Source organism: Desulfoluna butyratoxydans (assembly GCF_900699765.1).
Taxonomy (GTDB): domain Bacteria; phylum Desulfobacterota; class Desulfobacteria; order Desulfobacterales; family Desulfolunaceae; genus Desulfoluna; species Desulfoluna butyratoxydans.
Genome location: NZ_CAADHO010000003.1, coordinates 40,010 through 59,276 on the forward strand (window position 1 = coordinate 40,010; position 19,267 = coordinate 59,276).

The window sequence follows — 19,267 nt, forward strand, 5'->3', positions numbered from 1 at the left end:
TACTGTTACTACAGGAGATTTAGGTGGAATCAGTTAACTGGTTGGCGCTTGTCTACGGTTTGGTCGGTGGGCTGGGGCTTTTTCTCTACGGCATGAAGATGATGTCGGAAGGCCTTCAGAAATCAGCGGGCAGCAGCCTGCGAAACATCCTTGAAAAGCTCACCACCAACCGGGTCATCGGGACCTTTGTAGGTCTGGTGGTGACCGCAGTGATCCAGAGCAGTTCCGCCACGACAGTCATGGTGGTGGGGTTTGTGAATGCAGGGCTCATGAACCTGGTCCAGGCCCTGAGCGTGGTATTGGGTGCCAACGTCGGTACCACCGTCACGGCGCAGCTCATCGCGTTTAAAATTGGTAAGCTTGCCCTGCCCGCCATCGGTATCGGCGTGTTTATGCGCATGTTTACCAGCAACAAGAAGTACCATTACTGGGGAGAGGTCATCATCGGCTTCGGCCTTCTCTTCCTGGGCCTCAAGATCATGAAGGACGGTTTTGTTCCCTTGCGGCACAGCGAGTTCTTCCAGCAGGCCTTCATCACCTTTTCCCATCACCCCGTGCTGGCCGTTGCCGCAGGCGCCGTCCTGACCATGGTCGTCCAGAGTTCCTCGGCCACCATCGGGATTACCGTGGCCATGGCATCCACGGGGCTCATCGATTACTACGCCGCGTGCGCCCTGGTCCTCGGGGAGAACATCGGGACCACCATCACCGCCAACTTAGCGGCCATCGGTACCAACCCCACGGCGAGGCGGGCCGCCTTCGGCCACTTCCTCATCAACGCCCTGGGGGTCTGCTACATGCTCTTCTTCCTGAAGTTCTTCATGCAGGCCGTGGATGTGTTGACGCCGGGGGACCCCAACTTTGTCAACGCTTCCGGTAACCTTCCTTACATCGCCCGCCACATCGCCAACGTCCACACCGGCTTTAACATCGTCAACCTCATCATTTTCGTTCCCGTGCTTCATATCCTGGCGCGCCTGTGCGAGCGGATGATTCCGGGCAAGGGCAACGGCCGGGACGACGGCCTGGTCTTTCTGGACGACTGCCTCATCGAGACCCCTGATTTTGCGGTCTCCCAGGCCAGAAAAGAGGTGAGCCGCATGTCGGGCCTGGCCCTGGAGATGCTGAAACTGAGCCGGGACGCCTTTTTCACCCGGGACACAAAGACCATCAACAAGGTCTATGAACTGGAGAACACCGTGGATCTCCTGGAAAAGGATATCTCCACCTTCCTGGTCCGCCTGAACCAGGAGCAGATCAGTGCCGAGACCTCCCGGGAGCTCAACAACATCCTGCATGTGCTCCACGACCTGGAGAAGATCGGGGATTACGCCGAGAACATTGTCAACTACACGGAAAAGCTCATTGAAAGCGACATCCGCTTTTCCGACGAGGCCATGCAGGAGATGGAAGAGATCTACGACGTGGCCATTCGTTTTACGGACAATGTGATCAAGGCCTACAACGCCGGGGGCCTTCCCAGGGCCATCGACACCGAAGACGAGAACACCATCGACAAGATGCGCAAGCAGTTCAAGAAGCATCACCTCAAGCGCCTCCAGAAGGGCTCCTGCTCCGTTGAGACAGGGATTCTCTTTGTGGATATCCTCAACAACCTGGAGAAGACAGGGGACCAGGCCTTCAACATTGCCCAGGTGGTTCAGGGCGATATGTAAGGGGCAGCGGATTGCTGAACAGATGAAAGGCCGGGCAGACAGACTGCCCGGCCTTTTTGCGTGGGCCATATTGTGAGTCAGCTATGCGACACACATGTGTATAGGGTTCTGATACGATTGACGTTGTTCCCGCGCCTTTCGGTGTGGTATCATGCGCTGCCCGTTGGGGCCGCAGGGGGCAAGGGCGCTTCATTGCCGCTCAAAGCCTTCGGCTGTGACTTTTGACAAACGCACCACGTAGATGGTGCGCCGAAAGGGATCTATGAACAAACAACAAGTGGAAAAAGGGCTGGTCGATATCCTCTGGGGTGTCTTTGCATCGGTTCGGCTTTCCGTCATCGTGCTGACGCTTCTGGCCGTCACCTCCATCATCGGAACGGTGATTCCCCAGAACGCGTCTCCCGCCGTTTACGTGGATCGGTTCGGTGAGGCCGCGTACCGCGTGATGTCGTTCCTCGATATCTTCGATATGTACCACTCCTGGTGGTTTCAGCTGTTGCTGCTTCTGCTGGGGATCAACCTGGTGATCTGCTCCATGGATCGCCTGCCCGCCGTGCTCAAGATTATCGGCAAGACACAGCGCCTCAACCCGGAGGCCTACCGCAAGGCCATCAAAGGGGAGACCCTGTCCGTGGCCGGGTCCCCTTCCGAGGTAGCCGGGGTGCTCTCCGGAAAGCTCAAGGCACCCATGGGCGCCTTTACCCCCGTGGACGAAGGGGAGACGCGCTATCTTTTTGCAGAAAAAGGCCGCTGGACCCGCCTCGGGGTTTATGTGGTCCATGGCGCCGTCCTGTTGCTCCTGCTGGGGGGGCTCCTGGGATCCCTGTTCGGGTACGAAGGGACCCTGAACCTGGCCGAAGGGGAGAGCAGCCAGGTGGTCAGGCTCAACGGCTCCAACGCGGCCATGCCCCTTCCCTTTGAACTCCGATGTGATGCTTTCTCCGTCTCCTTTTACGACACGGGTGCGCCCAAGGAGTACCGGTCCGACCTCGTGGTGACCGAGGGCGGGGCCGAAGTCCTTTCAAAGCAGATCGTGGTGAACGATCCCCTGCGCTACAGGGGGGTCAGCTTTTACCAGGCCAGCTACGGCACGGTGCCCCCGAAGTCCGCCACCTTCTCCTTTACGAGCAAGGCCAGCGGCATGAGTTACCCTCTTGACGGTGATTTCGGGCAGCCCATCGCCATCCCCGAAGGTCTGGGGACCTTTACGCCCATGCATTTCATGAACAACTACAGGTTCCACGGCAGGTCCATGGGGGGCGCTGTGCTCGGCGTTCTGGAGAGTGCGGAGGGAGAGGCCACCCGCCTGGCCCTACCGGTGAAATCCCCCGGTTTTGACCGCATGCGGCAGGGAGACGTGGTGATTGCCGTGGCGGACTTTCCGCAGCGGTACTACACGGGACTCCAGGTGACCAAGGATCCCGGGGTGTGGCTGGTGTATGCCGGGTTTCTCTTTCTCATCGCCGGGTGCTACATCACCTTTTTCATGAGCCACAAAGGCTTTATGGTGGCTGTGGAACCGACTCTCACCGGGTCGGCCGTGACCCTCTATGGAAACACAAACAAAAACAGGCTGGGCATGGAGATGGTGCTTCGCCGCTTGACCGAAAAACTCGACCGTGAGGCCATTAGTCCTGAAAGGCAGGTGGAGAGATGAACAACAGTTCCCTGATTTTGTCCATTGTGACCTTTGTCTACGGATTTTCCGCCGTTTTGTATATCTCCGGGTGGATCTTCGGCAAAGAGGCACCGGCACGAAGCGCGCGGTATATTGCCGTGGTGGGGGCACTGGGTAACCTGGCCGGGTTTCTGCTTCGGTGGGTGGAGTCCTACGGGCACGGGTACGGGCACATCCCCTTGTCCAACCTCTATGAGTCCCTGGTCTTTTTTGCCCTGACCATCGCCCTGATCTCCCTGGTCATCGAGGTGCGGTACCGAAATTACATGATCAGCACCTTTGCCATGCCCCTGGCCTTTTTGGCCCTGGCCTACGCCTCTTTGTCCCCCACGGTGAACGACAAGATCCAGCCGCTCATTCCGGCCCTGAAGAGCAACTGGCTCACCACCCATGTGGTGACCTGCTTTCTCGGCTATGCCGGGTTTGCCACGGCCTTCGGCATCGGGGTGATGTACCTGGTGAGGGAGTGCACCACCGTCCGGGAGGGGGGCCTTATTTCCCGGCTTCCGGAGGGGTATGTCCTGGATGAGCTGATCCAGAAGACCGTGATGTTCGGGTTCCTGTTCCTGACGGTGGGCATCATCACCGGCGCGGTGTGGGCCAACTCGGCCTGGGGCTCCTACTGGAGCTGGGACCCCAAAGAGACCTGGTCCCTGATCACCTGGTTCGTTTACGCCATCATGCTTCACCTGCGCTACATGCGGGGCTGGGGCGGCGCAAAGATCGCCGTTATCTCCATCATCGGGTTCATGGCGGTGATGTTTACCTATTTCGGGGTCAATTTTCTTCCCGGCCTGCACAGCTACGGCAGCATGTAAGGGAGATCAATCAAGGATTGAAGCGGAGCCGCCTTTCCCGTCAGGGGAGGGGCGGCTCTTTTTTTTGGGTGGGAACAACCCACCGGAGCCGTTGGAATTTCATTTTCTTGCTTTGTGAAACGATAAGGATCTTTTTATTGACACGTGCGGCGTCGTTACTATAGAAAAGAGGCTAGCAATTTTCAGCGTTTCAAAGCCTCATGCATGTGAAATGGCAGTAAAATCCGGGACGCCCCTTGGGCTGCTGCCCGGGGTGGTGCGGGACGGCGGCCGGGAAGCGAACCGTTGTCCCCAAGTGGGAACCGTCATGACGCGATGGCTGCATCAGACCGTCTCTGACCCGTTTTGAAACCCGTTTTCTTTTTGCCTGCCGTGTTGCTTGAATCTGTTTCTTCCGCAGGTACTTAGTTGCCTCGCCGTGGGGCCCCGGACAGGTCCGTGAGACATCGGGCGTGGTTGCCATGGCTTGAAAAAGGACGCATGAGCACGTATAAGAAACGCAATCAAATGCGTGAAGACCGGCGAAGGGGGAATGCCGGTTTGCTATACCTGGTAAGGCTGCTTGACAAGGCCGGTGCAATGCGTGCCCCGGCTCTCCGTTTCGGCCTTGCCGTTCACAGGTTCGGAAAAAGCCGTTAGCACCCGGTAAGATCACAGGGGGCCAGGGGCTTTTTGTATGTCCGCGCCCCTTTTTTTGACGTATCCGAGGACGCGGCGCATGCCTGAACCACCCGGTGGTCGGGTATCTGGTGCTTAAAACAATTAACACGTGGAGTTTTCATGAGCCTAACTGGTGAAAAACAGACTGGTCGTGAGCAAACGGGGTCACCCGGAGGTCCGGAGAAAAAGGGGGAATCGGGATTGGTAGCCCTCTTTTTTATCGTGGGCCTGGCCTCAAGCCTTGCCATAGGGTGGATCGTTTTCCCCAAACTTCTCTATTCCAAGAGTGAGCAGCCCTTTGATTTCAGCCATGTCACCCACGCCGATGCGGTGGGGGACTGCGACAGCTGCCATTACTTCCGTGAAGACGGAACCTTTGCAGGGGTTCCCACCCTGGAGCAGTGCGCGGAGTGCCACGAAGAGGTACAGGGCGAGAGCGAAGCCGAAGAGACCTTCGTCAACGAGTATGTGGCCGAAGGCAAAGAGGTGCCCTGGAAGATCTATTCCAAGCAGCCTGACTGTGTCTTTTTCTCCCACGCCGCCCATGTGCAAGGGGCGGGGATGGAGTGTGCGGAGTGCCACGGGGACATCGGCGAGTCCGAGAGCCTGAAGCCTTACGAGGAGAACCGGATCACCGGGTACAGCCGGGACATCTGGGGCAAGAACATCGCCGGCATCAAGAAAAACAGCTGGGATCGCATGAAGATGGACGACTGCGGTGCCTGTCACCAGGAGACCATGGGCAGCAAAGGTGCCTGTTTCCAGTGCCACAAGTAGACGCTGTTTTTAGCCTCAACGCGAACGATCAATCCTTTCAAGGGGTGATTCACATATGAAGATCAACAGGAGACATTTTCTCGCTTTGGGAATGGGAGCCACGGCCGGTACCCTGCTCTCTCCCCTTCCCTGGAAGTTGACGGACGATGTGTCCATCTGGACCCAGAATTGGTCCTGGACGCCGGTTCCCGAGACCGGAGAGTACTATTACGTCGGTGGGGCGTGCACCCTCTGCCCCGGCGGCTGCAGCCTTGCGGTACGCAAGGTGGGCGAACGTGTGGTGAAAATCGAAGGGAGCCCCGAGAGCGCCGTGAACAGCGGTGACCTCTGCGGTATTGGCATCTCGGCCACCCAGCTCCTCTACGGCCCCTCGCGCATCGAGGGCCCCATGGTGCGGGCCGGCAAGCGCGGTGAGGGCAAATGGAACCGCATTTCCTGGGAAGAGGCCGAAGCGCAGCTGGCGGAAAAGCTGGGCAGCCTCTCCGACGGCAAGGGCGTGGCCGCCCTGTCGGCTTCCCGCAGCGGCAGCGTTCCTGCCCTGTTCCAGCGCCTGCTGGACACCCTGGGTTCCGACCGCTTTTTGACCCTGCCGTCTGTTCACGACACCCTGGAGCAGGCCATGGCCATGACCATGGGCCGCAAGCCCGGGGAAGGCGTGGGGTTTGACACGGAAAACACCGACCTGATCCTGAGCCTCGGAAGCGCCGTGGCCGAAGGGTGGGGCGCTCCGGTGCGCATGGTGAAAGCCGCCGGTTCCAAAAAGATGATCCAGGTGGAACCCTACCTCTCCACCACCGCCTCCATGGCCGACATGTGGGTGCCCGCCAAGCCCGGCTCCGAAGGGGTATTTGCCCTGTCCGTGGCCGCTGCCATGGTCCAGGAAAAACTCTACGACCATATCTTTGTCTCAACGGCCACCGAAGGTTTCGACGCCTTCAGCGCCTGGCTCCTTGAGAACTACGCGCCTGACAAGGCCGAAGCCGTGACGGGAGTCGCTCCTGCCATGGTCAAAAAGGTGGCCGTGGCCTTTGCCGGGGCGCGCCGCCCTGTGGCCATCTGCGGTCGCGGAAAAGGGGAGACCCCCGTGAGCCTTGCCGAGGCCCTGGCTGTCTTTGCCCTGAACGCCCTGAAAGGGTCCGTCCAGCGTGACGGCGGCCTGGTGAAGGTGGGGGCCCTGCCCTACGCCGTGGCCACCGCCGAAACCGCCGACCTGGGGGCCAAGCTTGCAGAGCTTACCGAGCCCGGCAAGACCGAGCTCCTCATGGATTGGGGTACCAACCCCTTCTACACCCTGGCCACCTCGGACAAGGCAAAAGAGTCCCTGGCTGCCATCGGCACCATCGTCAGTTTTTCTCCTTACATGGACGAGACCGCGGCCATGGCGGACCTGATCCTGCCCGACCACACCCACCTGGAAAAGCTTCAGGATGTGCCGGTTCGTGCGGGCCTGGAGCGGCCCACCGTCAACCTGGCCCAGCCGGCCATCGACCCGGTGATGGACACCAAGCACACCGGGGACGTGCTTATCAGCGTGGGCGCTCAACTGGAAGGCGGCAGCGATTCCTTTGGCTGGGACGACTACGAAACCTACCTCGAAGAGAGCTGCGGGGAGATGTGGGAGACCCTCTACGACGAAGGCACCTGGCAGGGTGACATCGCCTGGAAGAAAGGCCTTGAGCGCATTCTGGGCACGTCCCAGCGCTTTACCTTTGTCATCCCCGAAGGTCCCGTGGCCCTGGCTGCCGAAGGGGCGGCTTCCGGCCTTCCCTTCACCCTGGTGCCGAGGTGGTCCCTGCGCATTGCCAGCGGCCCCGTGGCCGACGCTCCGTTTACCATGAAGACCATCTCGGACCGGATGCTGACCAAAGGGGTCTCCCATGTGGAGCTTCACCCCAAGACCGCCAGGCAGGCGGGTCTCAAAGACGGCGACACCGCCACCCTGTCCACACCCTTTGGCAGCGCCAAGGTGGTGGTCACCCTCTTCGAAGGGGTGATGCCCGGTGTGGTGGCCCTGGCCGCAGGCCTGGGGCATACCGCCTTTGACGACTACATCGGGGGCAAGGGGGCGAGCTACACAGCCCTTTCCGGCAGCATGGCCGACCCTGCCACAGGGCTCAACTGCACCTGGGGCGCCAAGGCATCCCTGGCCAAGGGGTAGCCTGAGGGCGGCAACGGCTCGTGAACAACTGACGAAAACCCATCTCATACGAGGTTTTTCATGAATACGGAATCAAACGATACGAGGGCGAAGAAATTCGGCATGGTCATCGACCTCGACAAGTGCACCGGTTGCGGATCCTGCATGGTGGCTTGCTCGGCCGAGAACAACGTCCCCGTCAGGAAAGACGAAAGCGACAAGCTTTTGAGCACGACCTGGATCCGGGTCTACCGCATCACCAACGGCAAGGATTTCCCCGACACCGAGATCTGCTATATTCCCCGCCCCTGCCAGCATTGCGGCGGCAAGCACGACGACGGCCATTCCCCTTGCGTGTCGGTCTGCCCGGCCACGGCCACGGACTACGACCACTCCACCGGCATTGTCAGCCAGATCTACACCCGCTGCTTCGGCTGCCGGTACTGCATGGCGGCCTGCCCGTATCACGCCCGTTACTTCAACTGGTGGGACCCGGTCTGGCCCGCCAAGGTGGAAGAGTCCCTCTCCCCGGACGTCTCTCCGCGTATGCGCGGGGTGGTGGAGAAGTGCAGCTTCTGCTTCCACCGCTACCAGCTGGCCAAGGAGAAGGCCTATCTGGAAGAGCGGGATGTGGAGGAGATGGAGTACCAGACTGCGTGCACCCAGGCGTGTCCTTCCGGCGCCATCACCTTCGGGGACCTGAACAACCCCGACCACGCCGTGTACACCCTGAAAAAAGACAAGCGCGCATTCCGGTTGCTTGAACGCCTGCACACCAACCCGAAGGTCTACTACCTCTCCAGCCGTGAGTGGGTGAGACGGGCAGGTGACAACTACGTGAGCAGCGAAGAGCCCACCGGAAAACCCGGAGCCTATCACCTTGAAGGCAAGGGCGGCCACTGATCAGGCCCGCTTCTATCAGGACAAGACAGACGCCCGGCAGCCACGGGCGTTTTAAAAAATCTCTAAATGGCCGCCTGCACACAGGTGGAGGCGGCGAGGGGTAAGGATTTATGGACTCTGCTTTGATACCCGAAGGTGTTGAGCGTTGCTCTCTCAAGCGGTTTACCCTTGGTCTGGTCATTCCGGCGGCGCTGGTGGTCTGGGGGCTTTACGCCGCCTACCTCTGCTGGTTCAAGGGCCTCAATCAGACCAACATGAACGATTCCTACGGGTTTGCCCTCTGGATCTGGGCCGACCTGGCGGTTATCGCCGTGGGAGGCGGTGCCTTCTTCACCGGCTTTCTCCGCTATGTGGTGGGAAAAGACGAGCTGAAGAACATCATCAACTTTGCCGTTATCGTGGGTTTCTGCTGCTACTGCTCCGCCATGCTGATCCTGGCCATCGACATCGGCCAGCCCTTGCGCGGGTGGTTTATTTTCTGGCACGCCAACGTCCACTCCATGTTGACGGAGGTGGCTTTTTGTCTTTCGCTCTACCTGTCGGTGCTGGCCATTGAGTACCTGCCGCTGGTGCTGGAGAACCGAAAGATCGACCAGAATCCCTTCTTTCACAACCTGGGCCACCGCATGCACGAGGTGATGGCGGTCTTTGCCGCCACCGGCGCCTTTCTCTCCTGCTTCCACCAGGGATCCCTAGGCGGCGTCACCGGCGTGCTCTACGGGCGCCCCTTCGGCCTGAGGGACGGGATCTTTATCTGGCCCTGGACCTTCTTTCTCTACACCTGGTCTGCGGCGGCCTGTGGCCCCTGCTTTACCATGCTCTGCTGCAAGATCACCGAGAAGATCACGGGCAAGCGCCTGGTCAAGGACAACGTCTACGACCTGTTGGCCAAGATCTCCGGCTGGATGCTGGGTACCTACATGGTGGCCAAGATCGCCGACACCATCTGGTGGGCCGTGGTGACCGTGCCCAAGACCGGCTTTACCTTCATGGAGTTCTACACCAACTCCCAGAACTACCACGGCATCTGGATCCTGATCCTTGAGCTGGTGATCTGCGGCATCGTGCCCGCGGCCATTCTCCTTAAAAAAGAGTGGCGCCAGAACAGCAGGCTCTTTATCGTCGCCGTGACCCTGGCCGTCATCGGGGTGTGCGTGAACCGCTGGGTCATGGTGATGCAGCCCATGGCCATGCCGGTCATGACCTTTGATTCCTGGGTCCTCTACTTTCCGTCGTGGCAGGAGTGGGCCACCACCATCCTGCCCGTGGCAGGGGCCATCCTGATCATTGCTCTTTCCTATCGGTACCTGCCGGTGTTTCCCCAGGAGAAAGAGCTCAACCCTGTCGAGAGACCGTAAACGACCAACCGACCGGGGCCTTGGTTTTATCACAGGCCCCGGCATGAAAAGGAGAGAGCCATGTTTCCATTTGTCTGGGAGTGGGTCTGGGACGCGGGCCATTACCTGTTTTTCGGGGGGATGTGGTACGTACTGATTATCCTCACCGTGGGGCTGAACTGGTGCATCTTTAAAGCCCTGAAGGACACAAAAGAAGGGAAGGGCGGCGGCCACTGATCTTTTTTTGAAATAAAGGCATGATATGATAAAGGGCTGATTTCCTATGGGAAATCAGCCCTTTTTTATTGCGATGTTATGTGACCACCTTCATTTTTATGCGCATTTTTTACCTTTTTTTTGCTGTGTGAAGCAGATCATACCTGATGTATCAGCCTTGTGGTAGCTTACGAACCGTCGATAGGAATGAAACCGCCTCCCTTGAGGCTTTGAAGTACCCATTATGTTTTAGGAGTATCACGATGAAAAAAGCAGTTCGAGCAGTTGCAGGGTTGGCAGTGGCCGTATGTATGATGATGACCGCAGGTAGCGCCATGGCCGAAGAGGGCGGGACCAAGTTCAAGCTGGGTGTGGGAACCTACGGGCTGATCATTGCAGATGACAGTTCCAGCGTAAACAGTCATGACGAGGAATTCTACGGGGGGGCCATTGTCGGCACCGCGTGTTTTACCAAGCATGTGGCCCTGCGAGGGGCGTTCTACGCAGCGGAAAATGATGACGATTCCAGATGGGACATAAGCGGCGGCGACCTCCAGATTCTTCTGGGTACCAACTTCTACAAAGGGTTCAACGTGTTCGGCGGCATCGGGGTTTTTACTGAAACCTGGGAGTACGACGGCGGGACCATCGGCGGTGTAAGCATCAAAGCCGATAAGGACTTCTCCGGTGCCCAGGCCTCCTTCGGTATCGGATACTCCTGGAACAAGGTGGCCCTGGATTACGTGGTCAACGTCAGGGACACCAGCGACTACGAAGATTTTACCACTGTCGACCATGACTTCGCCGTCTCAGGCGGGATCAACCTCTCCTACATTTTCTAAGAAACCCTCCTTATTCCCACAAACAGGTCCCTGAAGGCCAGGCGCAGGCGGTATTCGAGTGAATACCGCCTGCGTTTTTTTGTTTTTGAGACACACCCCGTCCATTACGGGCGCAGCCCGTCAGCGAATGTGACAACCCGAGGGACGAGGGTTGGGGCATTCGCGAGCCTGGGGTACAGGGGCTGTAGCCCCTGTATTTTAGTTTTTGATGGCGGAGGTGGCCAGCTGGTCGGCTTTTTCGTTTTCAGGGAAGCCTGCGTGGCCTTTGACTTTGACAAAGACGAGGTTTGCGAATTTTCGGGTGAGGGCGCGGATCTCTTCCACCAGCTCCCGGTTGGCCTGGGCTTTCCAGCCTTTGGCGATGAGGCCCAGGGCGTAGCTGGAGTCGGTGTAGATGCGCACGGGCAGCTCGGGCTTTTTCACTTCGGAGAGAGCGGTGCGGATGGCTTCGAGTTCGGCGATGTTGTTGGTACCCTGGCCGATGTTCCGGGAGATCTCCCGCTCGTGGGGCCCGTAGCGGAAAAAGACCCCGATGCCCGAGGGGCCGGGGTTGCCGGAGCTGGCTCCGTCGGTGAAGATGTGGATGACGCCGGGTTCGGTGGTGGAAAGACCTTCCAGGGGCACCTCGCGCACAAGGCCGGGGCGCTGGGGCGGAGGCACGCTGACCTCCCCTTTTTGAGGGGGCGCTTTTTCCTCTTCGTTTTTTTTCTTTTTGGCGCCTTTGGGGATGAGGTTTTCCGGGGCGTCGGACTTCAGGGTGTCGGGATAGACTTTGTATTCATGGGTCTGCTTGAGGTTGTACTTGATGCGCACCCGGCCGCCGTCAAGGCGAAGCTCTTCTGCTTCGTCCACCTCTGCCCACACCTTGTTGCCCTTGAAACTCATGCGTTTCCAGAGGGCACCCTCATCGTCCTGTTTGGCCATGGTCTGCTCCGCGTCAGGGGTTGTAGATCAAAAAGGCTTCCCGGCTCTTCCTGAAATCGTCCAGTCCATCCTGCCACTGTGCTTCCAGTTTATCAATGGCCGTTCCTGCTTCAAGGCTTTCCCTGAGTGCACGAGATCCCAGGATCATGTCCATGGGGAGTTTTTCGTATTCGTACTCGTAGGGGGGCTGCTTCCAGGCAAACTCATCGGGGTGGTTGGCCATGGCCGCCCGGATGATATCCAGGCTGAGGCGGTACGGGGCAAAACGCTCCCGGTCGGTGACGTGGATCTGAAAGCCCTTGCAGAGCTCGCCCGCCCATTTGCCGAAGGTGGGCTCAAAGCCTGTCTCCCGGAGGATGCAGCCCTCAAGGCTTTCAGGGGCCAGGGTGTTTATGAGTTTGGTGGTGTCGAGGTAGGGGGCGCCGAAGAGCTCAAAGGGCCGGGTGGTGCCCCGCCCTTCCGAGAGGTTGCACCCTTCTAAAATCACCTGGCCGGGGTAGACCAGGGCCGCCTCTTCGCAGGGCATGTTGGGGGAGGGCAGCACCCAGGGAAGACCGGTGTCGCCGAAGTGCATGGATCGGGTCCAGCCTTTCATGGGCACCACGGTGAGGTCGCAGCCGATGCCGAACCGCTCGTTGAAGAAGAGGGCCAGCTCGCCCATGGTCATGCCGTGGCGCATGGGAATGGGGTAGCGCCCCACAAAGGAGGTGTAGGCCGCTTCGGTGAGGTTGCCCTCCACCTTAACCCCGCCGATGGGGTTGGGCCGGTCCAGCACCGCCACGTGAAAGCCTTTTTCAGCCGCCGCCTCCATGATGTAGGTAAGGGTCCAGATAAAGGTGTAGACGCGGGTGCCTACATCCTGGATGTCCACCACCACCGTGTCGATGCCCTCAAGCATTTCGTCCGTGGGCCAGCGGGTTTCGCCGTAGAGGCTGAAGACCGGCACCCCGGTGACCGGGTCAATCCCATGGCCCGATTCGATCATGTTGTCCTGCTTGTCGGCAAAAAAACCGTGCTGGGGAGAGAAAAGAGCCCCCAGGCTCCCCGGCAGGGCCTCGGCCATGAGGTCGCGGGCGTGGCGGTACGAAGGGCCCACCGACGCAGGGTTGGCCAGAAGGGCCAGTTTGCCCTCCCGCGCCCAGGCAGGCGGTGATTCCAGAAGGTGTTCAAGACCGGTGGTGACGCGTAACAAAAAAGACTCCCGGGTTCGCGGTTGCTCTCAGCCCCTCGTTCCCCGGGTTTGATCACAGACGCTGACCGGTCATAGCGCCGAGGTTGGCGAAGGGGAGATGCACATGTTGAGACGGTTGACACTTGGGTGGGATGACCTGTGCCCGGCATTTTTTCATTGAGTGCCGGAGCACAGCCATTCCATGCTTTTTAGCCTTTAGCCTTTAGCCTTTAGCCTTTTTCTTATTCAGTATCTCCGTGATCTCCTCTTTGGAGAAGTGGTAGACGCTGTTGCAGTTGTGGCAGCGGAGCTCCACGGGAAAGGGGCCCTCATTGGCGATGGCGGCCAGGTCCTTTTTGGGGAGCATGGCAAGGTGACCTGCAAAGGCCTTTTCGGAGCAGCGGCAGAAGAACTCCACGCGGTGGCTCCCAAGGAGTTTGGGCGAGAGTTCGGAAAAGACCGTTTCAATGACCTCTTCGGGGTTTTCGGCCCGTTCGGCGATGTCCCCGGGGGAGGGGAAAGAGGCCATGAGCTCTTCGATTTTCTTGTCGGTCTCCTCAGGGGCTCCGGGCATCACCTGGAGGAAGAGGCCTCCTGCTCCCACCACCTCGCCGTCCTGGTCGAAGTTGATGCTGAGGTTGAAGACCGTGGGGGTCTGCTCCGAAGTGAAGCAGTAGTTGGCCAGGTCTTCGGCGATGTTGCCGTACTCCAGGGCCACCTGGCCGGTGTAGGGCTGTTTCATCCCCTCAATGACCTTGGTGACGGTGAGCATGCCCGCTCCGAGGAAGGGGGACATGTTGAGGCTCTCCAGGGGGGCCTTCACCGGGATGGGGCTCTTTTTAAGGAATCCGCGTACCTCGCCGTAGGCGTTGGCTTCCACGGAGAGGCCCTTGGCCGGTCCGGTGCCGTCCAGGGAGAGGCCGATGCGGTCTCCGCCCTTTAAGTTGGCGCTCATGAGGGTACACCCCAGGTAGGCGTGGCCGAGGATGTAGGTCTCCAGGATCCCCAGGTCGAAGTTGCCGCGCATTTCGTTGATCATGCGGGTTCCATGGACAAAGACACCGCGGACGGTGTCGTCGGCCAGGAGAAAACGGTACATTTTGTCCCGTGCGCTGGCCTTGAGCTGCTCTTTGGCGTTGGCGCCGTATGGTTTTTTCTTGATCATCTCTTTTTCTATGGTATTTCGCATCGCCCCTTTCGGTGGAGGGCGACGCCGTGTTTTTCCGGTGTTCGTGAATTTCCATCCGAATTGCAGCCCGTTATATAATACAGGTGAAACGGGAATGCCACAAAAAAGGCCCCGGTGGGACACAGCCTTCCCTCCCGCAGGGTAGAATGCGACGGATGGGCAGGAGGGGCACGGGTCGGAAAATCGATTAAACCTCCCCCGGGCGGTGTCCGATAGAATCCCTATCAGGGATAAATTTCATGACATCGTTTCCGAGATTTCCCGTGGCACAGATTGAAAAAAGTAGGCAAGACCCGGAACCACCGGCATGCCTTCAACTGCCGGTACGTTCAGGATAAAAAGTGTTTTCGTTCACGGATGGAACAGCACGGCCCAGGCCGTGGAAATGTCCCCCTTCCCGGGGGAAAAGGAGCAAGGATGCTGATGAAGAAAGGGATGCTTTTGATGGGGCGCAGGTGCCTGGTGTGGATGGTGATGGCTGGCATGGTGCTTGGGGGGACCGCCCCTGTGTTTGCGGGCTGGAATCAAACCCCCGATTACATGAAGCCGTCCGACGACGTCACCTATCAGGAAGACCAGCTTTACCCCGAGGACGCGGAGATGGACACCTATCAGGATCGGTATGCCGCTCCTCTTTTTTACATGCCCGATGTCTATCAGACCCACCGCATCACAGGCTACGGAGCCGTTGCCTTAACCATTCTGGCCGTGGCCTCGGGGGATGACTCCACCTTTCACAAGATCAGCGGGGCCAGTGCCGCCCTCTGCGGCGTGGCTGCCGGTACCTCCGGTCATATGGCCTACGGCGGGGGGATCAATTTCAGGGATGGATGGACACGTGAGAACATCCATGCAGGGGCCGGGTACCTGGCCACAGCAGCCCTGGTGCTGGCCGCAGGCCTGGGAGCCGCCGACGAAGACCACGAGACCGCAGGCGCCGTTGCCACGGCAGCCGCTGTGGTTCCCGTGGCTGTGTTTGTGTTCTAAAAGAGAACCTGTCTACCGTTCCGCTTTTACCTGCCACCCACATGGATTACGAGGGTTTGTGAAAACACTCAAGCTCCATTGCGCTTTGCCTGAGCAGCGAAGGGCAAAGCGCAGTGGCAACCCGCCTTCGAGGTGGCTCACCTCGCCGCCGGAGGCGTTTTTTTGTCAAGCCTCACGGAAGGGTGCCGTGGGGCATGGTGTCCAAGGCCTTTCTCAGCCTTTGGGAAAACCCGGGGGGGACCGGTTCCTCCCCCACCTCTTCGCAGAATCCAACGGTCCGTTTCAGGGTCTCCAGGCACGTGGTGCAGCAGGGGCAGGCCTCCATGTGGGCACGGATCGCCTCGCAGGTCACCTCATCTGTCTCTCCGTCAATGTATTCCGAGAGCTTTGCAAACAGCTCCAGGCACGCTTCGTGATCATGGTGTGTGTGGTTGGCTGTCATGGAAATACCCCTTTAATTCTTCCCGCAGGAAAAGCCGGGCGCGGTGGAGCCGCACCTTGACGTTGGCGGGCGTGATGCCCAGGATCTCGGCTGTTTCGTCCGTTGAAAAGCCCTCCATGTCCCGTAAGACAAGGACCAGCCGGTACTGGGGGGGCAGCTCTTTCACCGAAGCCTTGAGGTACTCCCCCAGCTCGCGGTTCAGCACCTGGCGGATGGGCATGGCTGCCCATTCCGGCAGCTCTGTGTCGATGTCGGCATGGTCAGCGGGCAGGAATTCATCCAGGGAGAGTTCCCGCTCCGGCGCGTATTTGGACCGGCGTCGCATGCGGTGGCAGACGCTGGTGGCGATGCGGTACATCCAGTTTTTGAACTTTGTCTCCTGCCGAAAATCCTTGAGGTACCTGAAGATGTTGATGAAGGTCTCCTGGGCAAGGTCTTCGGCGTCGGAGGCGTCCTTGCAGATGCGGAGCCCGAAGTTGTAGAGCTTTCCTTCGTACCGCGTCACCAGCTCTTCAAACCTCTCTGCGGCCCCGTTCTGGATGGCCGTGATGAGCTCCGTATCCTGGTCCGTGATGTCAGGCACCCGGTTTGCGTCCCTTCCCATTGGCTTGTCCCCGACCTTTTTTCTTTTTTCCCGCCACCTGGCAGGCGTCGCTCATTCAGGTGCTGATTCCCATTTTGGGCAGGATCCATACCTGGAGGGCGAGCCAGATCACGACGATGAGTCCCATGGCAAGCAGTGCGTTCATGATGATACTCCTTCTTTTGAGGGGCATAGCGCCCCTGGTGTTTCATGGTTCAGATTATCGCAAAGCCCGGATGTTGGACAGCGAATAAACGTAACGATTCAGTTTGTCTTCTATGATTAAAGTGACCGGCAAAAAGCGTGCCTCCGGCGGCGAGGTGAGTCACCTCGAAAACTGATTGCGCGTGCGCATTTTCCTTCGTTCCTCAGGAAAATGCGCACGCGCCTTCGGCTCGGGCTTCGCCCGACATAAACGCCGATGGTTTATGCGGGTTGGCTCACAAGCTTCGACGTAACAGGATACGTTGTTGCCACTTGTCCATTGTGGATTTAACCGCACTGCCGGCGGCCAAGGGTTGTGCCTCTACGACCTTTTTATCAAACCTTCTGTATCGTGTTTTTAGAAGAATGAAATGGGCCTCTCCTGCAAAGACGGTTGCCAGATGTCACACATCACGCGAATGCCCCGAAACCTGTCGCGAAATGGTTGCCTTCATGCATTCGCCATAGGGTTTCAAGGTGCCCCCACCTTGCCGCCGGAGGCCTGCTTTTTAAACCGGTTTTAACCATAGAAGGCATTTTCTCCGTTATCCTTCGGCGGACCTGATCCATCCCGTGCCTTTGATGGCGGCCACAAGGGCGGCAGCACCCAAGGCAAAGACCCCGAAAAGGTGGATGAGGTCCAGGGTGGTGATGGCAGCCGCCGGCATGTAAACCCCCTTGAGGTTTTTGATCACCAGAAGTCCCCCCGAGGCGATGATGGCCGCATATAAGCCTGTTTTCACCCGTGCGGCGGCGGTGAGGGATCCGCCTTTTTCCAGGAGGCGCGTGGTGACGAGCCAGGCGGCCATGGCCAGGAAGAGGGCGGCGGTGAGGTAGTGGACGGCCAGGGTGATATGGAACTCCGCCAGCCAGCCGAAGCCCGGGATATCGGCGATGTAGTACCGCTTGAAGATGGGCATGTGGCCCACGCCGCTTAAGGCAAGAAAGAGCATGTTGACCCGAAAGAGGGTGCGGAACAATGGGTTCATGGGGCTTTCTCCTCCTTTGCGGCTTTTTTGAGCTTCAGAAAGACGCGCCCTGCGGCCGCTGCAAACCCGGCCAGGGGCGCCAGGAGCATGGCCGCCCCCGCGTTTTCTGCCAGGGCCATGCTGTTGCCGTGGGGGGCGAGGTCGGGCAGGCCCGGGCCCTGGTCCACGGCGCTGTTCAGGGTTTCAAAGGGGACGGGGGAGACGTAGAGGGTGGTGGTCCCCCCGTTTTCGTCCAGGCCGTAGATGTACCCGTTCATCTCCTTTGCAAGGGCCCTGGCCTTTGCGATCATCTCGTCCCTTGGACCGATGCTCTGTACTCCTTCGGGGCAGGCCTCGATGCAGGCTGGCTGTTCTCCGTCTTTGAGCCGGGTGTGGCAGCGGTCGCACTTGTACATCACCCCGTTCCCGGCAAGGGAGGGCAATAGGTCCAGGTAGAGCCCCACCCCGGTCTGGCGCTGGGGGATGTGCCAGGGGCAGGCTTTGCGGCACTTTGCACCCCCTAGGCAGAGGGCGTCGTTGATATGGGAGAGCCCGTTTTTTTCCTGGACCGCCGCGCCCCAGGGGCAGAGCTTCACGCAGGGCGGGTTGATGCAGTGCATGCAGCGCCTGGGGATGTAAAGGGTCTGCTCTTCGCCGTTCACGGTGACCTCGGCCTCCTGGATGGTGAGCCAGTTGTACGGGCTGAGCCGCCCCTCCTCATCCTGTTCATCGCTGAAGTCCTCCACCGGCACCCGGCTGGGGTGCATGGCGGGAAAGGGCTTTTGGGGCTGGGGAAAGTCCTCTTCGTGGGCCTCTTTGCAGGCCATGACGCATTCACCGCACCCCACGCACCTGGAGAGGTCCAGCAGGGTGGTGAGGTAGCCCTCGGGGTCTGCGGCCTCGGCCCGTGCGGGCAAAGCTGCTGCCGTTACCGCCGTGGCCGCGCTGGCAACGCTCCCCTTGAGAAACGCGCGTCGTGATAAAGTCGGGTTCATGGGTGTCCTTCATGTACGGGGTTCACCGGGTTGGGCACACAAGCCTCCGGGCAAATTCCCGGAGACGTTGCCATCCATGGTCCATGCCCTTTAAGAGACGCTTTCAGGAAAAGGGTTACAACATGTGCATCCCTTTGACAGGATTTTTCTATCGTCGTAGTATAGTAGCAGGTGACACGGACATGGATGCGCCGCCTCACCCCTTGCTTTCGCTCTCCATGAGTGCCTTTTCCCTTTCTCTCTCTTTTTCCGTTTGATTTCCGGCCGCGATGTTTTTTTGATCTCTTCCATGTCCGTCACCGGCCCACGACCAACGAGGGGCGGCAGCGGTGCACAGGTGCCCGCCCGAGGCAAATGCACTGTCGCTCCGGTACCCCTGCTGTATGGTGATTTAGGTCTTCCGTGCACGGGAAAGGGGGAATGGGATGAAACACAAACAGACGATGGTCAATCGCTCCGCCCAGGACAGGCGTCGCATGGAATCCGGCACGTGGAAGGGTGTTGAGCGCAGGACGCAAGAGGAGAAGCGGGAGCAGTGGCAGCGCGTCGGTAAATGGCGCAGCAAGCACAAGCCGGTCACCACGATCGACCTCTCCCACAATGCCCTGCTGTGATCCTTCGGGCCTGGCTGGCCGGGCCCTTGAAACCCAGTTTCCCTGACGCCTTGGACGGTCTCCGGAAGGCGGCCTCCAGGCGTCAGGTGACCGTCGCAACCAAAAAAACCGCCCCCCGAATACGGGGGGCGGTTTTTTATGACGGG

The 19,267-nt window shown here is 59.3% G+C and carries 18 protein-coding genes; 11 read left to right on the forward strand and 7 right to left on the reverse strand.

Annotation, left to right across the window (positions count from 1 at the left end):
- Nucleotides 1–23 precede the first annotated feature (23 nt).
- The 9 genes from MSL71_RS09155 to MSL71_RS09195 all read left to right on the forward strand — a co-directional run bounded on the left by MSL71_RS09155 (nucleotide 24) and on the right by MSL71_RS09195 (nucleotide 11,044).
- Complete coding sequence (locus tag MSL71_RS09155; RefSeq protein WP_180139179.1) at nucleotides 24–1,676, forward strand: Na/Pi cotransporter family protein; 1,653 nt, start codon at nucleotides 24–26, stop codon at nucleotides 1,674–1,676.
- A 262-nt stretch (nucleotides 1,677–1,938) separates the two neighbouring features.
- Nucleotides 1,939–3,333, forward strand: a complete 1,395-nt coding sequence (resB, locus tag MSL71_RS09160) for a cytochrome c biogenesis protein ResB (protein ID WP_180139182.1) — start codon at nucleotides 1,939–1,941, stop codon at nucleotides 3,331–3,333.
- Complete coding sequence (gene ccsB, locus MSL71_RS09165; RefSeq protein WP_180139185.1) at nucleotides 3,330–4,172, forward strand: c-type cytochrome biogenesis protein CcsB; 843 nt, start codon at nucleotides 3,330–3,332, stop codon at nucleotides 4,170–4,172. The genes resB and ccsB overlap by 4 nt, the downstream gene beginning before the upstream one ends.
- A gap of 861 nt (nucleotides 4,173–5,033) precedes the next feature.
- Entirely contained in the window at nucleotides 5,034–5,609 is a 576-nt protein-coding gene (qrcA, locus tag MSL71_RS09170; protein ID WP_246317759.1) for a menaquinone reductase multiheme cytochrome c subunit QrcA, read from the forward strand.
- Nucleotides 5,610–5,664: 55 nt separating this feature from the next.
- Entirely contained in the window at nucleotides 5,665–7,767 is a 2,103-nt protein-coding gene (gene qrcB, locus MSL71_RS09175; RefSeq protein WP_180139191.1) for a menaquinone reductase molybdopterin-binding-like subunit QrcB, read from the forward strand.
- A gap of 60 nt (nucleotides 7,768–7,827) precedes the next feature.
- Entirely contained in the window at nucleotides 7,828–8,649 is an 822-nt protein-coding gene (gene qrcC, locus MSL71_RS09180) for a menaquinone reductase iron-sulfur cluster-binding subunit QrcC (RefSeq protein ID WP_180139194.1), read from the forward strand.
- 110 nt (nucleotides 8,650–8,759) lie between these two features.
- Nucleotides 8,760–10,007 carry a menaquinone reductase integral membrane subunit QrcD gene (qrcD, locus tag MSL71_RS09185; RefSeq protein ID WP_180139197.1) on the forward strand — a complete coding sequence of 416 codons (1,248 nt, stop codon included), beginning with the start codon at nucleotides 8,760–8,762 and terminating at the stop codon, nucleotides 10,005–10,007.
- 60 nt (nucleotides 10,008–10,067) lie between these two features.
- Nucleotides 10,068–10,223: a hypothetical protein gene (locus MSL71_RS09190; RefSeq protein ID WP_180139201.1), complete on the forward strand. Its 156-nt coding sequence runs from the start codon at nucleotides 10,068–10,070 to the stop codon at nucleotides 10,221–10,223.
- A 242-nt stretch (nucleotides 10,224–10,465) separates the two neighbouring features.
- Nucleotides 10,466–11,044 (forward strand): hypothetical protein, encoded by a 579-nt coding sequence (locus tag MSL71_RS09195; protein WP_180139204.1) that lies wholly within the window; start codon nucleotides 10,466–10,468, stop codon nucleotides 11,042–11,044.
- Nucleotides 11,045–11,242: 198 nt separating this feature from the next.
- Here MSL71_RS09195 and MSL71_RS09200 read toward each other — a convergent pair whose 3' ends face one another.
- The 3 genes from MSL71_RS09200 to MSL71_RS09210 all read right to left on the reverse strand — a co-directional run bounded on the left by MSL71_RS09200 (nucleotide 11,243) and on the right by MSL71_RS09210 (nucleotide 14,328).
- Nucleotides 11,243–11,968, reverse strand: coding sequence for a ribonuclease HI (locus tag MSL71_RS09200; protein WP_180139207.1), 726 nt, complete (start codon nucleotides 11,966–11,968; stop codon nucleotides 11,243–11,245).
- Between the two features lie 13 nt (nucleotides 11,969–11,981).
- On the reverse strand, nucleotides 11,982–13,160 hold the full coding sequence (locus tag MSL71_RS09205; RefSeq protein ID WP_180139210.1) for an exo-beta-N-acetylmuramidase NamZ family protein: 1,179 nt from the start codon (nucleotides 13,158–13,160) through the stop codon (nucleotides 11,982–11,984).
- Between the two features lie 202 nt (nucleotides 13,161–13,362).
- Nucleotides 13,363–14,328: an Hsp33 family molecular chaperone HslO gene (locus MSL71_RS09210; RefSeq protein ID WP_246317760.1), complete on the reverse strand. Its 966-nt coding sequence runs from the start codon at nucleotides 14,326–14,328 to the stop codon at nucleotides 13,363–13,365.
- A gap of 417 nt (nucleotides 14,329–14,745) precedes the next feature.
- Here MSL71_RS09210 and MSL71_RS09215 point away from each other — a divergent pair, with 417 nt between their 5' ends.
- Nucleotides 14,746–15,315 carry a hypothetical protein gene (locus MSL71_RS09215; RefSeq protein WP_180139213.1) on the forward strand — a complete coding sequence of 190 codons (570 nt, stop codon included), beginning with the start codon at nucleotides 14,746–14,748 and terminating at the stop codon, nucleotides 15,313–15,315.
- Between the two features lie 172 nt (nucleotides 15,316–15,487).
- On the opposite strand, the gene MSL71_RS09220 is transcribed toward MSL71_RS09215, so the two are convergent.
- The 4 genes from MSL71_RS09220 to MSL71_RS09235 all read right to left on the reverse strand — a co-directional run bounded on the left by MSL71_RS09220 (nucleotide 15,488) and on the right by MSL71_RS09235 (nucleotide 18,507).
- Entirely contained in the window at nucleotides 15,488–15,757 is a 270-nt protein-coding gene (locus tag MSL71_RS09220) for an anti-sigma factor family protein (protein ID WP_180139216.1), read from the reverse strand.
- Complete coding sequence (locus MSL71_RS09225; RefSeq protein WP_180139219.1) at nucleotides 15,732–16,361, reverse strand: RNA polymerase sigma factor; 630 nt, start codon at nucleotides 16,359–16,361, stop codon at nucleotides 15,732–15,734. Before MSL71_RS09225 ends, MSL71_RS09220 begins: the two co-directional genes overlap by 26 nt.
- A gap of 728 nt (nucleotides 16,362–17,089) precedes the next feature.
- On the reverse strand, nucleotides 17,090–17,533 hold the full coding sequence (locus MSL71_RS09230) for a hypothetical protein (RefSeq protein WP_180139222.1): 444 nt from the start codon (nucleotides 17,531–17,533) through the stop codon (nucleotides 17,090–17,092).
- Nucleotides 17,530–18,507, reverse strand: coding sequence for a 4Fe-4S dicluster domain-containing protein (locus MSL71_RS09235; RefSeq protein ID WP_180139225.1), 978 nt, complete (start codon nucleotides 18,505–18,507; stop codon nucleotides 17,530–17,532). Before MSL71_RS09235 ends, MSL71_RS09230 begins: the two co-directional genes overlap by 4 nt.
- A gap of 425 nt (nucleotides 18,508–18,932) precedes the next feature.
- On the opposite strand from MSL71_RS09235, the gene MSL71_RS09240 reads away from it, so the two are divergent.
- Entirely contained in the window at nucleotides 18,933–19,121 is a 189-nt protein-coding gene (locus MSL71_RS09240; protein WP_180139228.1) for a hypothetical protein, read from the forward strand.
- Nucleotides 19,122–19,267 lie beyond the last annotated feature (146 nt).